Origin of the sequence: Paenibacillus taichungensis, assembly GCF_003287275.1 — a bacterium.
GTDB lineage: Bacteria > Bacillota > Bacilli > Paenibacillales > Paenibacillaceae > Paenibacillus > Paenibacillus taichungensis_A.
Genome location: NZ_QEVW01000031.1, coordinates 1 through 26,516, shown reverse-complemented (window position 1 = coordinate 26,516; position 26,516 = coordinate 1). Strand labels below are relative to the sequence as shown.

Annotated in this window: 24 protein-coding genes; 5 read left to right on the top strand and 19 right to left on the bottom strand. The window is 41.1% G+C overall.

Annotated elements, in window-relative coordinates:
- Positions 1–9: 9 nt before the first annotated feature.
- Positions 10–1,635, bottom strand: a complete 1,626-nt coding sequence (gene nikA / locus DC345_RS29890; protein ID WP_113056232.1) for a nickel ABC transporter substrate-binding protein — start codon at positions 1,633–1,635, stop codon at positions 10–12.
- 374 nt (positions 1,636–2,009) lie between these two features.
- Here nikA and DC345_RS29885 point away from each other — a divergent pair, with 374 nt between their 5' ends.
- A complete protein-coding gene (locus DC345_RS29885; protein ID WP_181586782.1) occupies positions 2,010–3,554 on the top strand; it encodes a helix-turn-helix domain-containing protein in 1,545 nt (514 codons plus the stop codon).
- 187 nt (positions 3,555–3,741) lie between these two features.
- Here DC345_RS29885 and DC345_RS29880 read toward each other — a convergent pair whose 3' ends face one another.
- The 10 genes from DC345_RS29880 to DC345_RS29835 form a co-directional block, all read right to left on the bottom strand.
- Positions 3,742–4,230: an NUDIX hydrolase gene (locus DC345_RS29880; protein ID WP_113056230.1), complete on the bottom strand. Its 489-nt coding sequence runs from the start codon at positions 4,228–4,230 to the stop codon at positions 3,742–3,744.
- Positions 4,231–4,398: 168 nt separating this feature from the next.
- A complete protein-coding gene (locus tag DC345_RS29875; protein ID WP_113056229.1) occupies positions 4,399–5,292 on the bottom strand; it encodes an SDR family oxidoreductase in 894 nt (297 codons plus the stop codon).
- Positions 5,293–5,481: 189 nt separating this feature from the next.
- Entirely contained in the window at positions 5,482–6,369 is an 888-nt protein-coding gene (locus DC345_RS29870; RefSeq protein ID WP_113056228.1) for an AraC family transcriptional regulator, read from the bottom strand.
- 127 nt (positions 6,370–6,496) lie between these two features.
- Entirely contained in the window at positions 6,497–7,702 is a 1,206-nt protein-coding gene (locus DC345_RS29865; RefSeq protein WP_113056227.1) for an MFS transporter, read from the bottom strand.
- A 493-nt stretch (positions 7,703–8,195) separates the two neighbouring features.
- Positions 8,196–9,377 (bottom strand): NupC/NupG family nucleoside CNT transporter, encoded by a 1,182-nt coding sequence (locus tag DC345_RS29860; RefSeq protein ID WP_113056226.1) that lies wholly within the window; start codon positions 9,375–9,377, stop codon positions 8,196–8,198.
- A 41-nt stretch (positions 9,378–9,418) separates the two neighbouring features.
- Positions 9,419–10,696: a purine/pyrimidine permease gene (locus tag DC345_RS29855; protein ID WP_113056225.1), complete on the bottom strand. Its 1,278-nt coding sequence runs from the start codon at positions 10,694–10,696 to the stop codon at positions 9,419–9,421.
- 4 nt (positions 10,697–10,700) lie between these two features.
- Positions 10,701–11,408 carry a purine-nucleoside phosphorylase gene (gene deoD, locus DC345_RS29850; RefSeq protein ID WP_113056224.1) on the bottom strand — a complete coding sequence of 236 codons (708 nt, stop codon included), beginning with the start codon at positions 11,406–11,408 and terminating at the stop codon, positions 10,701–10,703.
- A gap of 157 nt (positions 11,409–11,565) precedes the next feature.
- Positions 11,566–13,002 carry an AcpB/EbpR/MafR family transcriptional regulator gene (locus tag DC345_RS29845; RefSeq protein ID WP_113056223.1) on the bottom strand — a complete coding sequence of 479 codons (1,437 nt, stop codon included), beginning with the start codon at positions 13,000–13,002 and terminating at the stop codon, positions 11,566–11,568.
- Positions 13,003–13,574: 572 nt separating this feature from the next.
- Positions 13,575–14,204, bottom strand: coding sequence for a DapH/DapD/GlmU-related protein (locus tag DC345_RS29840; RefSeq protein WP_113056222.1), 630 nt, complete (start codon positions 14,202–14,204; stop codon positions 13,575–13,577).
- A 31-nt stretch (positions 14,205–14,235) separates the two neighbouring features.
- Positions 14,236–15,591, bottom strand: coding sequence for an MATE family efflux transporter (locus DC345_RS29835; RefSeq protein WP_113056221.1), 1,356 nt, complete (start codon positions 15,589–15,591; stop codon positions 14,236–14,238).
- A 157-nt stretch (positions 15,592–15,748) separates the two neighbouring features.
- Here DC345_RS29835 and DC345_RS29830 point away from each other — a divergent pair, with 157 nt between their 5' ends.
- On the top strand, positions 15,749–16,636 hold the full coding sequence (locus DC345_RS29830; RefSeq protein WP_113056220.1) for an AraC family transcriptional regulator: 888 nt from the start codon (positions 15,749–15,751) through the stop codon (positions 16,634–16,636).
- Here the strand turns inward: DC345_RS29830 and DC345_RS29825 are convergent.
- Entirely contained in the window at positions 16,598–17,035 is a 438-nt protein-coding gene (locus DC345_RS29825) for a cache domain-containing protein (RefSeq protein WP_146752173.1), read from the bottom strand. The two genes, DC345_RS29830 and DC345_RS29825, sit on opposite strands and share 39 nt — an antisense overlap.
- 366 nt (positions 17,036–17,401) lie before the next feature.
- Positions 17,402–18,091 (bottom strand): nitroreductase family protein, encoded by a 690-nt coding sequence (locus DC345_RS29820; protein ID WP_113056218.1) that lies wholly within the window; start codon positions 18,089–18,091, stop codon positions 17,402–17,404.
- A gap of 194 nt (positions 18,092–18,285) precedes the next feature.
- Between DC345_RS29820 and DC345_RS29815 the strand changes: the two genes are divergently transcribed.
- Positions 18,286–18,882 (top strand): TetR/AcrR family transcriptional regulator, encoded by a 597-nt coding sequence (locus DC345_RS29815; protein WP_113056217.1) that lies wholly within the window; start codon positions 18,286–18,288, stop codon positions 18,880–18,882.
- Positions 18,883–19,028: 146 nt separating this feature from the next.
- Here the strand turns inward: DC345_RS29815 and DC345_RS29810 are convergent, their stop codons facing one another.
- Together DC345_RS29810 and DC345_RS29805 are read right to left on the bottom strand one after the other, a co-directional pair.
- Positions 19,029–19,769, bottom strand: a complete 741-nt coding sequence (locus tag DC345_RS29810; protein ID WP_113056216.1) for a hypothetical protein — start codon at positions 19,767–19,769, stop codon at positions 19,029–19,031.
- A 53-nt stretch (positions 19,770–19,822) separates the two neighbouring features.
- On the bottom strand, positions 19,823–20,728 hold the full coding sequence (locus tag DC345_RS29805; protein ID WP_113056215.1) for a LysR family transcriptional regulator: 906 nt from the start codon (positions 20,726–20,728) through the stop codon (positions 19,823–19,825).
- A 129-nt stretch (positions 20,729–20,857) separates the two neighbouring features.
- Here DC345_RS29805 and DC345_RS29800 point away from each other — a divergent pair, with 129 nt between their 5' ends.
- Positions 20,858–21,883, top strand: a complete 1,026-nt coding sequence (locus DC345_RS29800; protein WP_113056214.1) for an alpha/beta fold hydrolase — start codon at positions 20,858–20,860, stop codon at positions 21,881–21,883.
- Between the two features lie 121 nt (positions 21,884–22,004).
- Here DC345_RS29800 and DC345_RS29795 read toward each other — a convergent pair whose 3' ends face one another.
- Entirely contained in the window at positions 22,005–22,433 is a 429-nt protein-coding gene (locus DC345_RS29795; protein WP_113056213.1) for a MarR family winged helix-turn-helix transcriptional regulator, read from the bottom strand.
- A 158-nt stretch (positions 22,434–22,591) separates the two neighbouring features.
- On the opposite strand from DC345_RS29795, the gene DC345_RS29790 reads away from it, so the two are divergent.
- Positions 22,592–23,902, top strand: a complete 1,311-nt coding sequence (locus DC345_RS29790; protein WP_113056212.1) for an amidohydrolase family protein — start codon at positions 22,592–22,594, stop codon at positions 23,900–23,902.
- A 293-nt stretch (positions 23,903–24,195) separates the two neighbouring features.
- Here the strand turns inward: DC345_RS29790 and DC345_RS29785 are convergent, their stop codons facing one another.
- The 3 genes from DC345_RS29785 to DC345_RS29775 form a co-directional block, all read right to left on the bottom strand.
- Positions 24,196–25,182: a glycoside hydrolase family 43 protein gene (locus tag DC345_RS29785; protein ID WP_113056211.1), complete on the bottom strand. Its 987-nt coding sequence runs from the start codon at positions 25,180–25,182 to the stop codon at positions 24,196–24,198.
- An 88-nt stretch (positions 25,183–25,270) separates the two neighbouring features.
- Positions 25,271–26,293 carry an endo-1,4-beta-xylanase gene (locus DC345_RS29780; protein WP_181586781.1) on the bottom strand — a complete coding sequence of 341 codons (1,023 nt, stop codon included), beginning with the start codon at positions 26,291–26,293 and terminating at the stop codon, positions 25,271–25,273.
- Positions 26,294–26,344: 51 nt separating this feature from the next.
- Positions 26,345–26,516: beta-xylosidase family glycoside hydrolase (locus DC345_RS29775; RefSeq protein ID WP_472924298.1), on the bottom strand; the 172-nt coding region annotated here is incomplete at its 5' end.

Below are 26,516 nucleotides of genomic sequence, written 5' to 3'. Positions count from 1 at the left end.
TCCTTTACTCTATTTTAAGCGGATGCTGTTAAATGGATGATCCCATCGGCTCTCCGGAAACGATACGTTATCGAGTGTTTTCTGGTATACGTTGAATTGACGAATATAGGACAAAGGTATAATGACCGATTCATCTTGAATTTTTTGTAAAATATGGTCGTAAAGCTCTTGTCTACGCTTTTCGTCAACAGAAGCAAGTACTTGCTTGATTTGTTCGTCAAGTTCTGCCTTGCCTTCAATATTGATATGAGCCTCAGCAACGCCGAAAGTGGGCTCGGCTACCGCATTGACCAACGTATGTGGATCATATGGCACGCCGGAGTTGAACCAGAAGTTTATATCGTAATCACCTTCGCGAAAACGTTTGGTTTGTTCAGTCAACTCAAGTCCAGTCAAGCGAAGTTCTACGCCGAGTCCTGCCCATTCGGCCTGAAGTGTTTCACCCATTGCTTTTTGGATGCGATCCGTTGTATCGTACATCAGTTCGAATGACAACTTCTCTCCATTTTTCTCTCTGGTCCCTCCGGACGCTGGAACTGCCCATCCTGCTTCATCCAAATAGGCTGATGCTTTGGCAACATCATACGCAAATCCAGGGAATGTTTGGCTAACATATGGATAATCGGTAGTTAGCACCTGCGTTGCGGGCTGTTCCACATCTGATGTGATTCCCTTGATTAATCCGGCTTTATCGAATCCTTGATGTAAAGCGAGCCTTACACGCACATCTGTCAATTTTGTATTCTGCGTGTTCAGGATCAGATTGCGGGTACCCAGCGGGCCTGACAATGCTGTTTCAAAGTTCTCATTTTTTTGCAGGCGAGTAAATTCGTCAAGACTTATGGAACCTTCTCCAAAGATGAGGTCCAGATCACCTTTCTCAAATGCTAGCACGCGGGTTTCGGCATCGGGTATGATGCGGACTGTGATTTTATCCAGCTCAGGCTGTTCACCCCAATAGTTCGGATTCTTCACAAATACGCTGTACTCATCCTGCTTGTACTCTTCAAGCATCCATGGCCCTGTGCCGATTGGAGATTGAATGCTCTCCAGTGTATTGTCGCCTTCGGGGAAGCCTGCATCAGCTAAAAAACGAAAAGGACGTACGGTCGTCAAGTCCTGCAATACCGGGTAATACGGCTCAGCCATGATCAGTTTGACCGTATACTCGTCTACGACCTCGGCTTGATCAAGCAATTTGGCTGTTCCCAACCAGCTATGCGTCGTTTTGTTTTGCAGAATGGCGTCTATATTACGCTTAACGCTTGCGGCATTGAACGGTGTGCCATCCGAGTATTTGACGTCCTCGCGAAGATGAAAAGTATACTCTTTTCCATCCTCACTAATTTCCCAGCTGGAAGCTAAATGGGGTTTGATTTCTCCTCCTTCTCCGTACTCAACCAGAGGTTCATAAATCATAGATTGTGAAAACAACTGTGATGGATAATACGCATGTGGATTGGACGGACCTAAGTCCCTCATCCAAGAAACAGTAATTTCTTTGGGTTTTTCCTGTTCACCGTTGGCTGTTACAGATGAAGCAGCTTCCTCTTTTTTGGAACAAGCTGCTGTTATGGCAATCAGAAGTGCAAACAGCATGCCGAATGTGACGCGAAATGTATTTCTCTTTATCATGGTAAATCCTCCCCTTAACACATTAATGAGAATGAAAATCATCTTCAATCATGTTAAGGAGTTTGGTATGATTGAACAATGAATATATTTCTGATTTTTTATAGCACAAAAGGCAGAACCGTGCTTGCGACAACGGACTTGTCTAGGATTGATGTTCAGAAGAGCGAGTCAGAATACACGTAATTAAGGAGCATAACATGGAACATTCACCTGTTGATGATACAAAAAAACTCTTTTTTCCTGATACTGGATTCGGATTATACATACCTCAAAGCGTGATTTTGTTGCGTAGGTTGTCCTGTAAACAGTGTATCCCCTGCCCACCCGGAGCGCATCGCCTCATCGTATTTAGATCAGCTTCCGGTTTGCTGCATTTGGGGAAGCATTTCGTACAGACTGAAAAGAACGATTCTTTACTTCTTGCACCAGGTGCACAGGCTAGCATCCAATTTGTCGACCAGCATGAAGAGGACCCGGACTCATTAGAGTTGGATCCGCAACTGGATTCGGCGGCAGCCATCATCATCTTTTTTCACGTATACCGATTAGGAGAGTCAACACCATCCAACGAACTCCTATCCAAGGTTCCATATGAGACACGAATGAATATAACTGACGAATCAAGGCTGCTTGACCTGGTAGGAACGCTCGATTCCTCATTAATGAGTCCTTTTTCCACTCCTGAAGAGTCGCGATTGAAACAGCAGATCACGTTGCAGGAGCTAATCCTGTTTCTAATGGAAAACATTCGGCGGAACACGGAAATACCCGATAGCATTCAAGCCGTGAAGCAAACGGTCGCTTATATTGAATCCCATTATCAGCAAAACATTACGGCTCGTCAGTTATATAGCATCGCTGGCGTTGCTAAATGGCAATACAGTAGCTTGTTCCAGTCCATTACCGGAAAAAAGCCGCTGGATTACTTGCTGGACATTCGTCTGAAACACGCCAAGCGACTGTTATTACAAACCGATGACACGCTTGCGCAGATTGCCCATGCCGTTGGATTCAAAGACGAAAGCTACTTTTCACGGAAGTTCAAGCAGACAGAAGGGATTACTCCCCGTCAGTATGAGGAGACCTCTTCAGTAAATTCATCTCCTTTCATCTTGCCGGAAGTCCCTTATAAACGTATTGTTGCCATTGGTTATTCACTTGGCGATTTGCTATCCTTGGGGATTAAACCAGTTGGTGCAGACGTCCAGATTATCGGTAAACGAGGGCTTTACTGGGATGCAATTAAAGACATTGAGGATGTTGGATTACTTGGTGAGCCTACAAAAATACGCGAGCTTCATCCTGACTTGATCGTTCATTCTGGTTTCCGTCAGGATTGGGTCAACGAGCTGGCATCCATAGCCCCAACGGTACTTATTGATCGCTATGAACCCGTCTATTCCAGAATTATGCAGATGGCTGAGTTGTTGAATCGACAAAAGTTTGCGGAACAATGGATCTATCGGCATCGTACTGCAAGTAATCGAATGTGGAGAAATCTGGCTGAGCATGTGGATGTCAAACAAACGGCGGCCGTGTTTTCCATTGTTGAAGGCAATCTTTACGTCATGAGCATGAAGGGTTTTGGAGTCACCATCTACCATCCTGACGGCATGCAGCCCCCGCCTAAGGTGAAGGAATTGATTCAAGCAGGTATTCCTTTTCAACTGACGCGAGCGGAACACGCTCGTGCCTACGAAGCAGATATTCATTTTATTCTCATGGATAACGACACACGTACAATTCGGTTATACAGAGAACTAATGCAGTTACCATACTGGAGCACAAAAAGTGCCGACAGAATCATCGTTTCTGAGAACAAGTATAATTTTGATGACCCGCTCACGATGGACAAATTATTAATTGAGCTGCCACAAATGATCCTTAAGAAAAGTTACAGACAACCTCATTACATGTAAACAGAATAATCTGGATATTGTAAAAAATTCATTCTTCACATCAAAAAACCGTTGATCTTTTTATTAAGATCAACGGTTGAATAGTCAATTAGGTCCCTCATCAGAACCAGAAAACCACGGATGTTCTTACATAGATCATGTAGAGAAATATTGACCTAGTTACTCCTTAAACACAACCTTGTACAATTTACACACGCCTTTGAACCTTGACATCACATTCTGACATAGTCCCAGTGACGTATTCCATATAATTCACAGAACCACTAAAGTTCAAATAAGCTTCATAACGCATGCGGATGGCGGGTAATGTAATCCAATCCAGAACATTCTCCTTGGGAACCCACCTACATTCGCTCGTTTCATCAGAAGTAGCTAACTCTCCACCTACAGCTTTGCACACAAAATCAAACATAACTTTTGTAGGAACATCAGTTACACCGTCATACCATTTATGTATCGCTGTATTCGAAACAACATTAATTAAATGGTTTACCTCCGCATCTATTCCGCTTTCCTCTTTAATTTCACGAATCACGCCATCAATCAGATTTTCTCCAACTTCAGTTATACCACCAGGATACACCCAACCATCGTCATGGGCTTTTACTAATAGAATATTCCCATTCCCATCTTCTACAATCCCACCTGCTGAGACAATATGTGTCGGAAAAGCCATTCTAGGACCTCCAAATTCAGTAAAGTTGTATATTTATTCCACACAGTTCCTAGATTGTCCTGCTTTGGTGAGCATCTTTAGAAATCGTATATATTCCCTGACAAAATTAATGTATGGAGATCGGTCATTACGGAATTGAACATAATATTCATCAATTGCTTATTGCCTTTATAATTTAAAATAGTTCATGCTATCTATATCATTAAGAAGCCCATGCTGTTTGGGTTTCCATCCTAACTTTTCTTTCGTTTTTTCACTTGAGGAAGCTAGATCCATTTCAGCAAAATGAGTAAACCACGTGAAGTGGTTGTTAGCTTCCTCGCGAGCTATGCTTTTAATAGGAACGTTAAGTCTTTCCCCTATCACAGCAGCTATTTCTTTAAAAGCTACAGCCTCCTCTGCAACTGCGTGATATACTCCTGTTGTTTCGTTCTCCAGAACCAGCCTAAATAGTTGAGCAGCATCAAGCCTGTGTACCGCCGGCCAACAATTAATTCCTTCTCCAATAAAAGCCGAAACACCTTTATTACGAGCTAAATCAATTAGTGTTGGAATAAAAGCACGATCACCATTTCCATGTACGGAAGGCGGAAGCCGAACTATAGAAACGTTAACCCCTTTCTCCATCGCTACCACTGCTGCCTCTTCTGAAGCGATACGAGGATTGGCATTTGGCCCGAACATTGGCAACGTATCTTCGGTTACGCGTTTCCCCTTTGGAAGAACTGCCAGGGCAGATGTAATAATAAGCGGACGGTCTGAACCAGCTAAAACAGAGCTCATAGCATCAATAGCCCTCTTATCCTTCTCACAGTTCTCTTTGAATTTTGAGAAATCGTGATTAAATGCAGTATGAATAACTGCATCAGCCGTCGATACTCCACTGCGCAAACTATCTAGGTCTTCCATATCGCCTCTATGAATTTGTGCACCTATTCCGATAAGAGATTGAGCAGTTGCTTCTGATCGAGCAAGCCCAAGCACCTCATGACCCGCACGAATTAATTCCTGAACAATAGCAGAACCTACAAACCCGGTTGCTCCCGTAACAAAAATCTTCATTTCTATTCCTCTTCTCTTTAAATTTCATGATTTTCTTTTACTTATATAATTTATCATCATGAAATCTTTGAGGCATGGATAATAACAACACAATGTAGCACAATATTATCTCAGAGCATTAGTACATATCTTCTGTACGAGCACTAAAGTTCTTGCTCAGTTAAACTGTGTAAGAAGAGATGAATGAACTTAGCGATTTAGAAATTTGCATCTAAAATTGCTAGGAGTTTCATTTTTAATTTTCTTAAAGATTCTACTAAAATAGTTACCGTCATTAAAACCTACTTCCAATGCGATTTCAATAATCGTTTTATCCGTGGTTATCAAAAGCTGTGCTGCTTTTTGAACACGCATCTGATTTAGAAAATCCATCGGCGAGAAGCCTGACACCGTTTTAAAAACTCTTGAGAAATGGACTGGACTTAAATGAGAAACCTTTGAAAGATCATTTAATGTGATTTTTTCGGAAATATGCTTCTCCATATGTTTAATAGCTGACTTAATTTGACTTAGTTTTCTATATTGGATGTCTATTTCTGATTGCTCTGGTATTTTCTTCGTATAAGATCGAATAAGATCAGTCAATATTTGATAGGTTAATCCCCTTAAAACAAGTTCAAATCCTTCCTTCTTCCCTTCATACTCTTGAATCATTTTCTGTATACTGCCAAGGATAAATTCATCCTCCGTAATCTTCTCCTCAAACAGAAATCGATTCTTTAAGAGCAGATCAGTGTATAGGGATTGTTGTAAATCAGGCTGATTTCCTAAAAGCAATAAAAGGTCAATTTTGAATAAATAATATGCTAAGTCCGAATTTATATTTTCCCCTGAGTGAATTACATTAGGGTTCACAATTAAAATTGTACCTTGCTCTCCGGTTATCTGATGATTACCAGCCTGGAGAATCATCTTTCCTTTTTCAATATATAAAATCATTAGTTGTTCATGCCAGTGAGGAGGAAAAATACTGCCTTTTTCATGAAAAGAACAGTATTCCGTAATAATAGGTTTTGAAATTTCCTTGTCCTCCACATAACCATACATATTTTCATTCACAACTAATTCTCTTCCCATTAACCAACACTCCAAACGCTAATATTTTCCCGTCAATCATTTTTGGGGTTAAAAGCAATCTGATTATAGCAGTAGAATGTTCAAATTTGTATGAATTGAATTACTGGCATCGTTCTTCTGAAAATCATTAAACACGTGCACGCTGTACATGCTTGACTCCTGCACGCAGAGTAAGCCCAAAGCAAAGAATAAGGATGATTCCGGCAACCACATAAGGGTAGTTAACATTAATATCAAACATCAGTCCAGCTACTATCGGCCCAATGATATTGCCAAGGCTGGTAAAAGCGGAGTTAAGTCCAGCCAAATACCCTTGATGTTCTTTTGCGACCATGGACATTTGAGTGCTGATGGCCGGGCGTAAAATATCGATGGACAAGAATACAACAAAGGTGACGGCGAAGATCAGCCAGTATTGGTGAACAAACAACGTCAATAGCACAAATATCCCGGCGAGTAGCAGGCAAACTGTAATGACTGCTTTCTCACCATAACGGCTTATAATCCAGCCGAAAATGGTTAACTGAACCAACGCACCTCCAATGGAGCCGAATGTGAAAATGAAGGCAATATCCTTTGGTGTGAAGCCAAACTTATGGTCAACGAACAGACCGTACACCGCTTCATAGTTCGCAAGTCCAAAGGACATGACGAACACAATAATTAGACTAATAAAGTAAGGCTCTCGATATGTAAAACGCAACTGCTGAAATAGACTTCTTTTGGGTTCAAAATCATCCACTCTATTCTCATCACCCTTTACAATAGATGATAGTGATTCCGGTAGGACAACCATAGTTAGGATCGCAGCGATCAGACCAGCAACCCCGGCAGCATAGAACGGAACGCGAATGCCGAATTCGGCAATATATCCCCCGATGCCAGGGCCAATGATGTAGCCTGTCGAGATTGATGCATTAATGAAACCCATTCCCTTTGCACGATCTTCCTCGGAGGTTACATCTGCCACATAAGCCATAACCGTTGGCATGATGAGTGCTCCGCTAATGCCACCCATCATCCGGGAAACAAAAAGCAGCAAAGCTGAGTCAGCTAACCCGAATATCACCTCGGCACAGGCGAACACAAGCATTCCGGCGACAATCATTCGCTTGCGCCCTAAAGAATCGGACAACCGTCCCGCCAATGGTGAGAAAACCAACTGTGTAAATGCAAAGGATGCAGTGAGCATACCAGCAATCGTTCCGTTAATATCTAAAATAGTAATATATTGCGGGATCACTGGTATGACCAGGCCGATACCAGCAAAGACTAAAAATAGATTAAACATCAGAAGCAGCAGAGCGCCCCGACTTTTCAATAATAAAGCCATCTAACCGTCCCCTCCAAATCAAATACTGAATATGTACGCAAAATATGTATCTTCCGCAAATGCTGGCCTAACCCATTGTGAATTGAAGAATAACCAACATATGCTGCTACCTATTTCTATTTCAATTGACTTTTTAAAGATAAATGTTTAAAAAGTATGGGATTAAATGTAATACACATTTTTTTCTCTGTCAATATATACTTGCTTAAAATTTAATAGATTGATCTGTGAGTGAGCCGAATAGATCGATCAAACGTATTGGACTGTTAGTCTGTATTTATCCAATGTACAGTTAAGGCTGAAAACCTTGGCCTGACCGCTTGTGACAGGTGAGCACGGTATCCAATTCGTCGTCCCGAATTTGAGTAAACAGACGAAAAAAGCCGCTAAAATTAGCGACTTTAATTGAATTTTTTATATCCCTCGACATCAACCGTCCTTTTGGAACAGCTCCATTTCGAGTTAAATCGAATACAAATGAAACGAGATTCAACTAAAATATTATACCGATAATTATAGCGGATAAAACGCTTACAAGTGTAGCCCCATATAACAGCTTCAATCCAAAGCGGGCAACAATATTCCCCTGTTTTTCATTCAAACCTTTTACTGCACCCACGATCGTACCAATGGATCCAAAGTTAGCAAATGAGATTAGAAAAACGGAAACAATGGCTGTAGTGCGCCCACTTAAACCGTCTTGAATCTTAACAAAGTCAAGCATGGCAACAAATTCATTTGCAACTAGCTTCGTGGCCATGATACTTCCCGCATGAACCGCTTCATGCCATGGAACACCGATCATAAAGGCAATTGGTGCAAAAACATATCCTAGAACTCCTTGAAACGAAATACCAAATATGCCGCTGAAAACTCCGTTAATTAAAGCAATAATTCCAACAAAACCAACTAACATTACCCCAACCACTATGGCTACTTTAAAGCCATCCATAATATACTCGCCCAGCATTTCAAAAAACGTTTGTTTGCCCTCTTCCTGAACTTCAACAATATCTTCTTCAGCTGTAACTTCATACGGATTAATGATGGATGCAATGATAAAGCCGCCGAACAGGTTTAATATTAATGCAGCTACTACATATTTAGGTTCCAGCATCGTCATATATGAACCAACAATGGACATGGATACCGTGGACATTGCAGATGCACATAATGTATACAAGCGATGTTTTGGTAATAATCCCAGCTGATTTTTCACAGATATAAACACTTCATTTTGTCCTACAATTGCGGCTGCAACCGCATTATAAGATTCCAATTTCCCCATGCCGTTTACTTTACTTAGCACCAAACCGATATACTTGATAATAAACGGCAGTATTTTGTAATGTTGCAGAATCCCTATTAATGCTGACATAAAAACAATTGGCATCAACACAAACAGGAAAAAGGTATGAGCTCCTTCATTGGCAATGCCACCAAAAACAAAGTTTGTTCCTTCGTTGGCATATCCAAGTAATTTCGAAAAACTATCCGCAAACCCTTTAATTAAGAATTCGCCTATACTCGTTTTTAGTATAATCAATCCCAAACCTAACTGAATAACAATCATTATGATGATTGGGCGATATTTGATTTTCTGCTTATTATTACTCGCAAGCCAGGCCAATAATAGAACAATAACCAGACCAACAACAGAAATTAGATAATGCATAATTAACCCTCCAAATTAGCGATACATTTTTTTGGAATCCTCTATCGATTTGCATCTTTCCACATTAACGCTTGTTCCAAAATAATCGCCAATAGACTTCCGCAAATTAACCCATTATTCAAAATGGCTATTACAATCGGAGATAAATGGCTCGTAGCGGATGTAGGAATAAACATTAAACCCACACCCACTAAAAGAGAAACTCCGCTAACAACAAAAGTTCGTTCTTCGTGAAGAACCTTCTTCAATTCCATCAGCGATAATCCAACCATTCTCACAAAGATGACGAATGTAACGGCATAGCCTATAGGCGCTGGAATACCGGATATTACGTTCATTATTGGCGGAAACAAGGATACAGAGATGACTAAGATGCATCCAATTAAAAACGATTTCTGTTCCCTCATCCCTGTTTGTTCCACATATCCCGCTGCTCCCGAAATAGGCACTGAGCCAATTGCTCCGAAACTGCCACCAATAAAATGTGTAATGCCAGAAGTAAATCCAGCACGCAAATACCGGCTATGATCCAATTTCTTTTGTTTCAGAACGGTCTCCATCAACCGAATGGATGCAAGCGCATTGGTTATTAATAATAGTGTTAATAGAAAGGCAGTCGTGATTGTCCCACTATCAAATCTCGGTCTTCCAAAAGGGAATAATTGGGGCAGCTTAAATAGTGTATCCGCCGGTGAAATCATCGGCATCTTGTCGCATATGACAAACAATAAGCAGCCTATCAATATACTGATTATTACTGAAAATTGGCGCAGCAAAACAAAGCGACTGTTCCCTAACCCAAAGGTAATGCAAATCACAATCACGCTCAGCAAGAACACGTTAACATCTAACAAGGTGTGGCTTGACGTGATCCCCATCATACCTTTCATAAAAGAACCGCTTAATTGAAAGATCAATAAGAGCAAATATATAAAAGTGACCGTTGGCGTAAATAGACGAGCGATTTTATCCATTAGCTTAAAAGCTGAAATCAGGATAAATAAAACCCCACTAGAGATCATTCCGCCACTTAAAGCTTGCAGAGCAGCAATATTTGATGTATATAATACCCCTACTAAACTCGCGTAAATGGTAAAAATGCTCCACCATAACCCGGCTGGACCTTCATGAATAGGGAATTTGTGGCCGATGACACCTTGTAAAAATCCAGCTATTCCTAGAGTAATCAGTGTGCTCTGGATGAGCCCAGAAGTCTCCATAGGTGTTAGGTTATATAAATCTGCGATAGCAATTGGCGCAGCGATTGCACCTGCAATCATAAACATCATCCACTGCAATCCAGACAGTATTCCCTTCATAAGATTAGCTTTCAATGCCTGTGTTAAGAGCGATTTCTACCATTTCATAAAAAGATTGTTCACTTTCTTGATGAGTTAAATATTCCTGTGTTAACAGTTGACTGCCTACTGTCAAAATGGATAGAGCTTTCACTCCATATTTAGCGGCTAACGTATATAAGGCTGTGCTTTCCATTTCTACCCCTAATACACCAAAATCCATAAACTTGTGAAGTGGATCTAAGCTCTCACGGTAGAATTCATCGGAGTTATAGATGTTGCCAACAAAAACATTTACTTGTTTAGCTTGTGCTTGTTGATACGCTTTCATTAACAATGAGAAATCTGCTGTAGGTGCATAATTGCAGCCATGGAAGATCTTATCCGTCATATTACTATCTGAAGACACGGATTGGGCTATTATAATATCGCGAATATTAATTTCTTTCTGCATCGCGCCACAAGTACCGATACGAATCAATTTCTTCACTTCATAATCGACGATCAATTCCGTTGCATAGATGCTCATCGATGGATTTCCCATCCCTGTTCCCTGAACGGATACCCGTATGCCCTTGTATAATCCGGTGTACCCATACATGCCTCTTACTTCGTTATAACAATTGACCTCATCCAAGAAGTGTTCTGCTACAAATTTTGCACGTAAAGGATCTCCTGGAAGCAAAACGATGTCCGCTATGTCTCCTTTTTTTGCGCCTAAATGCCTACTCATATATCTGCCCCCTACTCTCAATGTTGAACAAGTCTTACCGAAACCTCTTTCGCTTGCCTTAAGAAAATCAGTTCGGAAAGTACATTGAGCATAAGATTTTTCAGCATAACAAACTAGACCAAAATCTTACGGAGGGTAAGGGAAATAATTGAACAAATTATAAAAGCAACTCTTTGCGAATATTGTCTAGATCTCTCTTGGACGGGATCGTAGAGATAATAACAACAGGCACGGTCTGCAATGCAACAGGGATATTACTAATGACAAAATCAATCTGATGCTGCTGCATCATTTCATCGGAGAGTCCTTTCATTATGGAAGTATTAATGATCAGCTGATCCCCAATTTCCTTCTTGATCAAATCCGCTATGTAATGACGAATTGAGAATTCTTCTCCAATTACCAAGAAGGCTCTTTTTTGTTTATAACGTAAACTGGAACGAACAATTAAGGTTAACTTGGTTAGATGAAAATTATTGTACATGACGGCAGGATAAGCTTTACTCCACGTTTGCATGCAGGTTTGCAGTTCTTGATAGAGCTGCTGGCATTCCTTTTGAACATATGCTGTTAAATTACTTTGTGAAATTATCATCCATTCAGGAATTGCATTATCGATTAATAATTTGTCAAAGAATGCGTATATCTCCAATATAAATCGTTCTTCCTTCTCCAAGTTGGGGTATACGTTGGCCAGTAGTTCTAGAAGCAAATTACCCATTTGATATTCTTCTTTGTCTTTATGCAACTCGACTTCTTTCATCGGTGTAATTTCCGATCCTTCATAGTAGTGATATTGGCTGAGGCTAACCTGGGATTGCATAAAACAAATTTCACTAATGGGAAAATTGATTGAAAAGTTCTCTTCAAGACTCTTAACAAGGGACTGCACGGGTAAATAAAACATCCCCTTATCCCAGGGGTAGCCACTTTCGTCGATCTTTACGCATTTCCCTTGAGCGACTCTTTCCACAACAATGGCCAACAAAAAGGATAATCTCCTTTTGGAATTAATAAAATATACAATGTTTTTCTCATTCTCTATATTCGTGATTAACTGATTGATATAAGCATAATCGACGTTCACAAAGGGCCATCCTGTGAATTCATGCGCATCACAATATAACTTCCAATAGAAATATCGAATATTCATTTCATTTCCTTTGATCATGGGGGTTGAATACGTAATGCGTAACTTATACGCTTTTAGATCATTATTATTTAAGTGCACAATCAGTTTCTTCAACGACGAGGTACTCATAAACATGACCCCGGCAAGCTCCTCCACAGACAGTCGGTTCACATTCGTAAACAAAACATTCATCAGTCGATAAAAGACGGTTTGTCTGAACATCGAAGAAATCACTTCACTCATCGTCTCACTTCGTCCATCACGATGAAGAACGATTCCCTTTCCTCTAGAAACTTCTATAGTTACGGTAGGAGGTAATTGCTTACTGATTTCCTCAACCATCTTACGTATGGTTTTATCGGAGATACCTAAACTTTTTTCAACTTCAGCTAAGGTAAACCATCTTTGTTCCGTATCAAGCAGCGTTAATAGTTGACTAGCTAATGTAAATCCCTTATCCATTTTCCCCACCCTATTTCAATTTAAATTAAATGTCATCGTGTTTTTGGTTAAAGAAAAGTCGATTCCCTCATAAGGAAAGAATCGGCTTTTTAAAGTGTTTAAATACAATCTATGATAAACCAATGTGAATAAGCTTAAACTATCCCACACGTTAGTTCAATCCATATACATGCTGATCCTTTCGGTCACACCATTGATCAGATCTCCCCTTTTTAAACCATAAAAAAACCCTCCGCTCAGCAAGATTAAGTCCATCTTAACAGATGTCTTTTTTCTCTTGCCTACGAAAAGGGTTTAACAGCAATTTATCCTATAATTCCTATACCTTATTATTCATTTTCTGTTGTCTTCATAAAGATTAAGATTTTTTTCAAATTGTTCTTCTAGATGCTCTGCGTAACTGACAACACGTGGGGACTCCAATAACCTACCTACTACACAATATAAACCGATCAAAATACTTACTGATATAATGATTTCAACAATGAGTGGCATCATTTCCCCATATCCTCTCCTTGCCAGGTAACGTCTAGTCGGCCTAAGTTAGAATTGATTATTTGCTTGGTTATCCATTACCATTCGACTTGGTCGAAACGCATGTTTTTGTAGTAATACTCTCTGTCATGATCGGTGATTTCACGAAGGACCCTGCATGGATTACCCACAGCGATAACATTACTAGGAATATCCTTGGTCACCACACTTCCTGCACCGATCACACTACCCGCACCAATAGTAACCCCTGGCACAATCACAGCGCAGCTACCAATCCATGCGCCATCCTCGATGACTACCGGTAGAGCGAACATTCCACCTTCTTTGCGTTTTTCAGGGTGCACTGGATGATTGGTTACAGCAATCGTCACATTTGGACCAAACATGACATCGTTTCCAATCGTAACTTTATAGTCATCAACAACAGTTAAATTAAAGTTGATATAGACATTGTTACCTACTGTAGTGTTTGATCCATAAGACATCCGAATAGGAGGTTCCATCCAAACATTTTCACCAATACTACCGAAAAGTTGTTCCATCAGAGCCTTGCGCATGTCAATATCATCGGGATGTAAGCGATTGATCTCATAACATAGTGCCTTTCCTCGTTGACGAGCCCGAGCCAGATCAGAAGCTTCCTGAGGATAATTCGCATCGTGATCAGTAAATAATTGTCGGCTTGCCATTCGTTCTGTAATATTCATGCCTTAGTCCCCTCGCATTTAATCTATTTATTTAACCTACTGGTGAAAAAGTCCTTGTAATATTATTCAGCCATTTGTATTGGCGATAACGGTAAAATGCCAGTGGCAACTTAATGATCTCATCCAAACTTATGACGATATATAATACCAGGGGAGATACGTGCCAGACAAAAGCACAGAGATAACCAAGCGGTAATATAATACCCCACATTACGATCGAATCACACCAAAAGCCAAACTTAGAGTCACCGCCCGCAGTGAATATTCCTGAGATATTGGTTGCATTAATGGATTTAGCAATACAATAAAATGCACTAATATATAACATTCCATCCAAGTAATTTTGAGATATGGTATTTAGATTTACTACAGAGAAAACAAGCGGTTTTATCAGGATAATTGTACATCCTGCTATTATTCCAAATAGTAAAGCATAAAGATTCATTCTGCTTCCCACCTGTTTTGCTTTGTCGATCTCCCCTTTACCTAGATATTTCCCAACCAATATTGATCCTCCACTAGCAATACCTCCACAAAGGACAATGGTTAAATTCTTAACCACGGATGCAACAGAATTCGCTGCAACCATATCAGCACTTACATGTCCAATAATTGCGGCAGTCGCAGTTAGTGCCCCTCCCCATACAATATAATTGCCTTGTACAGGCATGGTGTATTTCAGGAAATCCTTTAAGAGATTGCGCTGAATACCATCCCATATGGGAAAACGAAAACGAATCGACCCTCTCGTCGCAGAATAAATAACACAGCAGCCCAACTCCATAAACCGAGCAAGAACTGTAGCGAGAGCTACCGCCATGATTGCCATTTCAGGTCTGTCCGGGAAAAGGACAAAGATGCATAACGCATTAAACAAAATGTTTAAAATTAAACATAGTGAACTAATCCAAGCGCTTAGTTTTGCATTTTCCATACTTCTAATCACGCTGAGATACATTTGAGAAATACCCATTGCAAGATAAGAAAACGAATTCATCTTTAGAAATATTGAACCATAACGAATTAATTCACTATCATTTGTAAAAAAACGCATTAACTTTTCTGGGTATAAAAAAGATACTAAAAAAAACAAAATAGAGATACTAATTGAGAACAAGCAGGCCGTGCTGAGAATACGCTGTATGGTTTGTACATCTTTCTTCCCCCAATATTGTGCAGTCAAAATCCCTGCTCCCGTAGCCATTCCCATGTAAAACAATGTTAATGCAAAAGTGATTTGTCCCGCTAGTGATACGGCCGACATTGTAGATTGGCTTATCATTCCCAACATAACTACATCAGCTGATATGACCGTGGCTGAGATTAGATTTTGTAATGCAATGGGAATGACAAGCGTGATTAATTCCTTGTTAAAATCTCGCGTCATAGGAGTAGTTAACTGTATGCGCTTTTTCTTTTTAACTTACATCCACTCCTCTCTGTTGCCATCCATATTATCAAGATAGGATAAATTTATTGTCCTTTCCACAAATATTGGCTATACTTTTATCAAAATCGTATATTTATCGGAGGCACTTTGTTTAATGGAAAATTTAGAGGTATTTTCTGATTTATCGGAACGATTGAATTATAATTTACCTGATCTACCCTTGTATGTCCGAAAGGGAAGCTTGAATCAATTTGATAATTTTGCAGCTGCCGCCCATTGGCATTCGGATGTAGAGTTCATTTATATTCTGGAAGGCTCGATGGAGTATTCTGTTAACGGACAGATCGTTAGTATAGAACAAGGAAATGGGATTTTTGTGAATAGCCATCGTTTGCATTTTGGTTTTTCTCACACTCATTGTAATTGTTCATTTATTGTTGTAGTGATCCATCCCTCTCTCATCGGGGAAGGTTCGTTCATACGAGATTACTGGGAAGAAAAGTTTGGTCCAAACATGGATGATTTTGTATTACTAGCAGAGCAGATCTCCTGGCAGCACGAGATATTGTTAACCATTCAATCAATCTATGCTGAAATGCACAATAACTTTGCTCCAAATCCGTTCCGCTTAACTTCAGAGGCTCTATCTTTATGCGCTGGTATTGGGGATCACTTGCAACCGAAGGTGGGAGATATCGACGATGTGCAATTATGGACGAATATTCAGAAAATGACTCGATTCATTCATCAAAACTACGAGCAAAAAATAACTCTTGAAGACATTGCATCCTCAGGAGCCGTTTGTCGAAGCCGCTGCTGTACTTTATTTCATAAATACGTGGGTCAAACTCCCAACAATTATCTAACTCGATACCGCCTTCATAAAAGTTGTGAGATGTTGAGAGAAACCAAAAGATCTGTAAGTGAAATCGCACTTGCCTGCGGCTTTCAAAGTGTGAGCTACTTCTCCTCCCTTTTTCGCAAGCACATAGGACTAGTTCCGCTAGCATATCGAAAAAGCGGCATAAATGGATACAAGTAAATAGACAATAATAATGACAAGAAGCAACCGATTCATCTCCATAACAGGCTCCACTAGGGCATCCATCGGAGTCAGACTGATAATCGTCCAGGGGAGGCTGTCCATCCGGACGAAAGTGATCAAATGTTCTTGATCATAAATCGACAATTTCTCAACGCCTTCGTTATACAGATTGCGCTTGGCTAGCAGTTGTGGAGAAGGTAAAACATCACCAGTCCATTCGTTCCCGACCGAATCAAAAAGAATAGCCCCTTTTTCATCAATGATCAGAAATTTTTGCCTTTGCAGTCGTTTGGTAGGTGAAAAGAATCGGCTTAGGTGATTGTCATCCAGATCCGTTATCACAATGCCGCGGGGTGTCCTACTGTGCAGACTTGTGAACGTCTTGATATAAGACAACAGCGGGCCCCGATTCGTACCATCACTTACTGATTGACGGCAGGGCGGAATTCGCCTTTATACCGCTTAAATACATGATCAAAAGTAATGCCTTCCACCTATTCTCACCTCTCCCTTACTCAACTTCCGTTTGTATTTTTAATGGTAGCGCAAACATTTCCAGTAAAAAATGAGATAAAATTAATCTTTGTAGTTCATTCTTAATCTGTATTTCAAAACAGTAACTAAAGCTAACAAAAGCCCGTGTATGGAACCACTGATCCTGGCTCTATACACGGGCTTAGTTAAAAGATTGAGATTAGTCTTCAAAATATTTAGCTATCTAGACAATACGCACCTGTCTGCATGATGAGAATATATAGGACTTCAACGCTCACACGTTATTTCATCGAGATCTTCCTCAGGCATTTCGTTAAAAAAAGCTACATCATCGACTGCCAGCCTTACCGTCGGATGACCCGGCTTGACCGCCTTGCCGATGGCGATCAGCATAATCGGAACGTAGCGTTCGGATATACGGAAAGCTTCCATGAACTTTTGTTTATCGTAGCCGCCCATCGATACCGTGTCGTAGCCTTTAGCCCGGGCGACAAGCATGAGTTGCATCGATACTAGCCCGCCGTCGGTATACACTTTTTCGCGGATGGCCTCGGGCGGCAGGCTCGAATACATTCCAGTATAACGTTCCACGAACGATTTAGCCGTCTCTGCAGGCATGTAACCTGCATCGACCGTCATTCCGTATATTTTTTCGGCCAATTTATAACATTCTAAATCTCCAAGTACCGCAATAACAGCCGAAGCTTCGACCACTTGCTGTTGATTGAATGCAATCGGAAGTAGCTTCTGCTTCAGCTCCGGCGAGTCGATTACGAGAAAACGCGACGGCTGCAGGTTAGCAGCTGAAGGAGCCAGCGTAGCTTGCCGCAATACTTCAGTCAATTCCTCCCTCGAAATCCTGATCTCTGGATCATAACTACGAACCGACCGACGTTCTCCAATAACATCAAAAAAAAGTTGTTGTTCCATCGTTAGTGATGGTTGTGAAACTGACATGTTCTCTCCTCCTTTTGAAAAATGCAGTGTTCTGCTATGGTTTCAATACAACATAAGTAGGGTAGTTTGAACAACACTTGTTGTATTTGTATGTTATAATACCAACCGAATGGTGCGCAATCATCAATAACCGTAAACCGTTGGATAGACAACATCACTTCTATAATGTCGTTTTATGAGGGGAGATTTTAACGATGACAATTCAAAAGAATGACGCGGATCCTCGTGTGATACGTACACGGCGACTGCTTCAAGACGCTTTTGCTTCATTAATTCAAGAAAAAGATTTTGAATCGATAACTGTCAAGGATATTGCAGAGCGGGCTACTGTGAACAGAGCGACTTTTTATGCGCACTTTGTAGATAAATTCGAAATTCTTGAGGCCAAACTAATGGAATCATTTATGAGAATCATAAATAGTAGAATAAACGGTCACGAAGTGTTAAATGAACAAACCATTCAGAGTATTTTTCTGGGTGTGTGCGATTTTCACGAGGGTTTAAGCACGATGTGCAAAAGAAGGTATACAGCACTTGGAGCAGTATTCGAACTTCAGATCAAGGAAAAAATTCAATCGATACTTCTCTCCTTTATAGACAAAGACAAGATGCCATCGAGTCCAAATGCAAACTTACTAATAAATACAGCTTCTATCATGTTAAGTTGGGGGATGTATGGTGCGGCTTACGTTTGGAACAATGAGGGGCGTCCATCAAGTGCGGAATCGTTCGTTAAACAGACGATGCCCTTAATAATGAACGGAGCCAAGGAACTAAAATCGCTAATTTAGCGGCTTTCAAGAGAACCCTATTTTTGCCTCATGACATAACGGATATTAACAGTATAAAAATTCTTTTAGATTCATTGTTCCACTCATCTTTTATCTTTTATCTTTTATCTTTTATCTTTTATCTTTTATCTTTTATCTTTTTTCCATTATGATCGTATCTGTTCTAGGGTTACCGAAACCTTCTCATCACCTTTTTTATTAATTAAAGCAACTTCAAAATCAGATAACCATTTAAGTTCACCCAGATGTCTAGCATAGGCGAATTCATCTGGTAGTTCTGATATGACATTTTCTAAAAGTATCTGGGTACCATCTGGATGCTCAATAGATATAAATATATCTAAACTTTCTACTTTATGGTGACATATGACTTTAGCATTATACAACTTGTTTGGACTCTTTATGGTTTTTTTCCAAATCCATTCATTTACATAACCTAACTGCTCTATTTGCAAAGCGATCTCTCTAAATGGCTTAACGTCCCAATTATTATATATTGTAAGCTTTTCTATCCCGTCCATAAGTAGTCGAAGCGTTGCCTTTTTTTTCTCCAACTCACTCTTTACACCAAAGTCATTTAAACTAAATTGGATCGGCACTGAACACACACCTGAATCGTTAACAATCCTTTCGTCCGAAATGTTATCTACACATTCGATTAGGACTTTCCAACAATCTTTCGTTTTATATTTCCCAAACAAACGTTCATACATCGCTGTAATACAGCGAGTTTCTAATCTAAATGAACGTCTTTTCCATTTCCAATTCAATTCATAATCTAATTTTATTGCTTCTTTGTACTCGCATTTTTGATTTTTTATTATTAAATTCACACTATCTTGATCTACAATATATGGTAAATCTAAATTAAACTCTTTTAGTAGCATTTGATTCTCTCCTTAGATTCCTTTCATGGGCGTTTCGTTTGGTGTTCACCCTTTTATGAGCCAAATTCCTCTTCCGTTTTTAACTCACTCTTTGCAGTACCAATGAAGGCAGACATTGATGGAGAAATCCATTTCTCACGGTGCCAGAGCATCTGTGCGGAAAAAGATACCTCCGATAAATCCCATGGTAAATCAACTAATCTACCCTCTCTTAATTCTTCCTTCAAAGCCATCTCAGGTAACAGTGCAACACCAAGACCAGCCACAGCACATTGTTTAATTGCTTCTACACTATGAAACTCCAGTTCGGTCAAAGCATCGGCTCCTTTTTTCAATAAGGACTGATTAAATGGAGTGCGATAAGAACAGTTTTTTTCAGTCAACAAAAAATGCTGTTTGTGAAAGTCATCAATGATCAATGAAGAGCGAGTTGCTAACAGATGATCTGGAGAAACCACCATTTTAAAATACTCCTCTTTCAAAAATTCTGAATGCAGGTCTTTGGCTGCAACGAATTCATCCAATACAAATATCACATCTACAAGCCCTTCTCTTAGGCTATTTCTAAGCTCTTGTCCGGACAAGGGACGAAACAAAAGATGAACGTCTGGAAAGTCTTCGCGGAAACGTTTAAACAAAGCAGGAAGAAAGTATGCACAAAGGACTTCGTCTGCCCCGATAGTAACGGTTCCTGTCGTTCCACCATGCTGACTCGATACACACTTGGCCTCTTCTACATCGTTCAAAATTTTAGCAGCATAAGGCAAGAATTGTTGGCCAGCATCCGTTAACATGACATTTTTCCCTAATCGATCCAGCAATTTCACGCCCAATTCTTCTTCCAGTGATTTGATCTGCATGGTTATGGTAGATGGTACGTAGCTCAATAGTTCAGCAGTCCGAGCAAAGCTGCGTGTAGAAGCCAAAGTCCAAAAGGTTTTTAGTTGACGTATTTCCATAATCGAACACCTTCTTTGTTCAAAAAAATTGAATGTTACCTTTAAAAACGTTTCGTTGAATTGATGATAAGCGTATTGTAAAGTGAAAATCAAGTTATTACTAATTTGGTTATGAAGGAGCATCCCTCAATGAATGATTATGAAACGTATCCCCTTGGAGATATACTGCTTCAATCTGGTCAGCAACTCCCTCAAGCATTTATTGCTTATAAGACCTATGGTACCTTAAATGCCGCAAAAAACAATGTCATTCTGTATCCGACTTGGTTTGCTGGTCTTCACACCGACAATGAATGGTTAATTGGAGAGAACAAGGCATTAGATCCCAATCGATATTTTATTATTGTGCCCAATATGTTGGGTAACGGATTATCGTCCTCTCCCAGTAACACTCCTGCGCCCTTTGATAAGTCCAATTTCCCTCTCATCTCTATGTATGACAATGTACGTGTTCAACACCAACTACTCACTCAAAAATTTGGTATCAGCAAAATTAAGCTAGTTGTGGGTTGGTCTCTGGGTGCAATGCAAGTTTTTCAATGGGGGACAAGTTATCCTGAAATGGTCGAACGTATTGCACCGTTTGGCGGAACAGCGAGAACGAGGCCACTTGCTCAACTGGTATTCCAAAGTATGATCGCAGCATTACAAGCAGATTCAAAATGGGAAAGAGGACTTTACAAGCAACCACCTGTTGACGGTCTCGCCGCGATGGGGAGAGTATATGCCCCGTGGGGATTTTCGCAGGCTTACTATTTGGAGAAATTGTATCAATCCGAAGGTTACGATTCTTTGAAATCTTATGTAGAAGAATACTGGGACCAAGTGTTTTTATCATTCGATGCGAATGATTTGATTACCATGTTACGTACAGGAATAAGTGGAGACATTAGCGATAATCCCATCGACCAGTACAACTTCGAACAGGCATTGCGTAAAATCTCCTCTCCTGCACTCGTTATGCCCGGGACAAGTGATTTATTTTTTACTCCTGAGGACAGTAGGTATGATATTCAACATATGCCGAATGCTGTTTTTCAACCCATAGAATCCAAGTGGGGACACTGCTTTGGAATCGGAGCAAACGAAACGGATTCACTTGTTATAGATAATCATTTAAAGCGATTTTTGGAGTTAGGTTTTCAACGGGACTAAAACCTTTTTGTCATTTATCAGAATTCCCCAGGTTCTCTAGATCGTAATCACATGCAAATCCGGGACAACCTATTTTCAAAGGATTAAAGTTGTCCCCATCAGTTCACAGGAAATTTTCTTCTTATATCGTCTCATTGATTTTGATCAACAATTTCTTTAATACTTGTTTCTCCTCGTCGGTAAGGACTTGAACGATTTCTTCCTCCACCTTTTGGAAAGAGTCTTGAAAGTCTTCAATCAGTTCAACCGCTTTTGGCAATACGTATATATTTTTTTGCCGTTCATTATTGGCCGGGATTTTACGCTCGATTAACCCTTTTTGCTCTAGAGCTTGAAGCATACTTGTAATGCTGGCCCGACTTAGATGAAATCGATCTGCAAGATCCATTTGAATAATATGACTATTTGGATTTTCGTAAATATAATCGATTACTTTTCCTTGTTGAGCGTTTAACCCCAGCTCTTTTATACTTTCGTCCGCTCTTTTCTTTAACTTAAGACCAATAATCTGAAATAAATCCAGATAAGGCGTTTCCTTTCGGGATTTCATAATCTTCCCCTCCTGTGATTGTTAGGAACCTAATTGTAAGTATATAAACTATACTGCGATCCTTTTAGCTTGTCAAAAGAATATTAGTCAGTTGACAGTTAGAAAGCTAACAGTTATGATTCGAATTGTTCATAAGAAAACACTTGGGAGGATTTCAAATGGAGAAGGTAACTAAAAATGCTGCGTTAGAACAAGTTATTGCGATTGAAAATGTACGTATCTTTGATGGGGTGCAAATCATTACGCCTAGGCATGTTATCATTAAAGGGGAATCTATTATTTCAGTCGGTGGAGACCTCCCGGCCGATGCAACCATTATCAATGGAGAAAACGCGACTCTAATGCCTGGTCTAATTGATGCACATGTCCACACTTCCATCGGAGGATTACGAGATGCCTTAAAATTCGGCGTTACCACTGAACTCGAAATGAACGGTGATTTTACTAAACGAGGGCGCGAAATTCAGTTGAAAAATGTGAACGACATCGCTGATGTCCGTTCTGCTGGCACAGCAATTACCGCTCCGGGTGGCCATCCCGATGAATTATTGCCAGATGGAGATGAAATACCTGAATTCGTATTAAAGGAACTAGAGAAGTTATCAGAGGCAGACCGGGAAGCAATGTTAGCCGCATACGCTCACGATCACGATGAAATCCCGCAAGTGACAACGGTCGAAGAAGCGATTAAACATGTGCATACCCAGGTCGAGAATGGGGCCGACTATATTAAGATCATGATTGAAGAAGGTACGGTCATGGGAGCACCTGGCCTGCCTGTATTAAGCGACGAGATTCTAAAAACAGCTGTGACAGAAGCCCATAAGTTCGATAAGCTGGTCATCGCCCACGTTTTGACGGCTCTTTCATCGCAACAAGCCATCGATTTTGGAGTCGACGGTTTGGGCCACTTGTTTATCGACAGACCCGAGTACACCTCCGAGTTGGTGAAATCTATAGCAGGTTCAGGCGCATTTGTTACTCCATGCTTGGTGTTGAATTCATCGATTATTGGAAATACGGCATCCGAATTGGCCAATGATTCGCGTGTTCATTCCAAATTAAGTCCTGATTGGATTGATATTTTGAACTCAAGCTTCAATACGTTCCCTCAAGGAAACATGGAGAACAGCTTTAAGAATGTAATGGACCTTCACCGTGCAGGAGTTGATATTCTAGTAGGGACAGATGTCGCACCGGTTCCCGTTCCGAACCTCGGCGGCCTTGCTCATGGGGCAAGTGTCCACCATGAAATGCAGTTGCTGGTGAAAGCCGGTTTCACTCCGATTGAAGCTCTTCAGTCGGCTACATCGAAACCGGCCCGTTGCTTTGGTCTTCACGATCGCGGCCGTATTACCGAAGGTGCGCGTGCTGATCTCATTCTCATAGACGGTGATCCAACAACTAATATTTCAGATAGCTTATCGATCAAATCCGTGTGGTTCAATGGTTCGCAGCAACTAGGTTAATCCAATCGATCTGCCCATATAATAGAAAACTCCGTGCCAATGCACGGAGTTTTAAGCATTTTCTTCTGCACTACTAACTTCTTCGTTTCTTCGCTGACCTAACAAAAACCCCCTCCGGTATCCAGTGTTTGAGTTTCACTGTCTACAATGAGGGAATATACCTGATGTTATACTGGTATTCGTTCCTTTTCCTCTTGGAGAACGAACCCTGCCCTGAAATTTGTATTCACTTTAGGACTCTTCAGGATTTACGGTTACAGAGAAAAAGACATAGGTTCACATTCACATCCATATCACTTCTCTGGATACGGATCAATCATGCATATGGTGCCATCCGTGTTGTACGTCAACTCGGCAAATTTTACACAGCGCTTGTAATCGACTCCGCCTGAAAGGGAACAATCGTGATAGAACAAATACCACTTTTCCTGAAATTGTACAATCGAATGATGCGTTGTCCAACCCATGACAGGCGGCAAAATGGTACCTTGGAACGTAAACGGTCCCATGGGATTGTCACCGATCGCGTACACCAGCTTATGAGTTGTTCCTGTGGAGTAGGACAAATAATATTTACCGTTATATTTGTGCATCCAAGGGCCTTCAAAATATCTACGATCCTCGTCCCCAGCGGTCAGCGGCTTTCCTTCCTGATCCACGATGGATATCTCTAGAGCCTCCGAAGCCATGGAGAGCATATCTTCACTTAGCTTTGCAACTCTTGGGCCGATCGCCGGAGCATCCTGAGCAGGGCCCTCCGCATGTTCCACATAGCTTCCGGTCTGCCATTTTTCCAACTGTCCCCCCCAGAGCCCGCCAAAGAGCATATAGGCCTGCTGATCCTCGTCCACGAACACAGCGGGGTCAATACTGAAACTGCCCTGAATATATTGCTCCTCCGGCTTGAACGGTCCTGCCGGAGACGACGACGTAGCCACGCCGATGCGGAAAATGCCGTCATGATCCCGTGCCGGGAAAAATAAATAATAGGTTCCTTTTCTGTATGCAGCATCCGGAGCCCACATCTGACTGGACGCCCAAGGGACATCCTTCACATGCAGCACTTCGCCATGGTCCATCACTGGTGAATTCATGTCCGCCATCGACAGCACATGATAATCCTCCATCTTGTACTGATCTCCATTGTCATTCACTGGACCGTCGTGATCCAGGTCATGGGAGGGATAAATATAAATGCGATCCTCGAATACATGCGCTGACGGATCAGCAGTAAATATATGGGTTACTATTGGTTGATTCGGTTTAGGCAATTCGGACATACAAATGACTCCTTCCAAAAGATATATACACCCCCGAATGTCTGTTCGAGACTGCTATGAGTTAAAAAATGATATTGATCCGTTCATGTCACTTGGGTACAACGATTTGCGCAATACGCTGATATGCTTCCTTCGGACGATGTGACTCATCGAACAGGAATGGCCAGTTTTTCCGCCCACGGACAGGGAAATTGTCAAGCCAGGTATAATCGTCGGCAGCCCCCCAAAATGTTACGGCGCTAATATGCTTCTTATATTCGTGAAGCAGGCGGAAGATGGATTCATATCGCTCAGCTTGCAATTCCAGCATCTCCTGCGAGGGCATAACAAGATCCGTACGCTTGTCTTCAAAGCGAAATACGGATACATCCAGTTCAGTGAGCTGAAGTTGCAAGCCAAGCTGCGCATATCGCTCAATCGCGGCCCGCATATCATCCAGAGACGGATCATACAGATTCCAGTGTGCCTGCAGACCAACGCCATGAATCGGTACGCCTTGATCGAGTAATGAACGAACAAGCCGAAAGATGCGTTCCCGCTTATGCGGACTGGATTCGTTATAATCGTTATAGAACAACAACGCTTGAGGGTCTGCTTCATGGGCGAATTCAAACGCTTTGGCAATAAAATCCTCTCCGGCGATATCCAGCCATTTGGATGGGCGCAGGAATGCGTTTTCGTCATCCGCATCATCGGAAATAACCTCGTTTACAACGTCCCAAGCATAGATAACGTCCTTATATCTGCCAACAACGGTCTGAATGTGCGTCTTCAATCGCTCCAGCAATATACTGCGCTCCACCAGTTCGCCAGTTTCATTCTCGAACAGCCAATCCGGAGTTTGGTTGTGCCAGACCAGCGTATGACCGCGCAGCGCCATGCCTTGCTCCCTCGCAAAGGAAGCGATTGCATCTGCATCCTCAAACGTATACACTTCCTGCTGTGGATGCACACTGGAGAATTTCATTTCATTTTCCGCCGTCAGGCTGTTGAAGTGATATGCAAGCAATGAACGCTGGCTTTCAATTGTCTTCAAATTCACTGCTGCTCCAATGTGGAACGCATCCTTGTACAATTCCTTCAGTGGTGCCTCTTCTCGAAATGAACTCATGATTTCCCTCCTCTAAATTCCCTTCTTCGTATTGATTTATTAGCAAGTGAATCAGACCGAGTACTCGAACCACTCAAAATAGGCAGGTGTGCTACTTACCTTACCATTGCCGGTAGCATAGAGTCCGACCACTGCTCCGGTAAAGCACATTTTGTGTACAAAATCCTCTGGGGATAATGCTCTTGCCGAGCCAGAACCCAAAACTGTCCAGTTCTCTCCATCC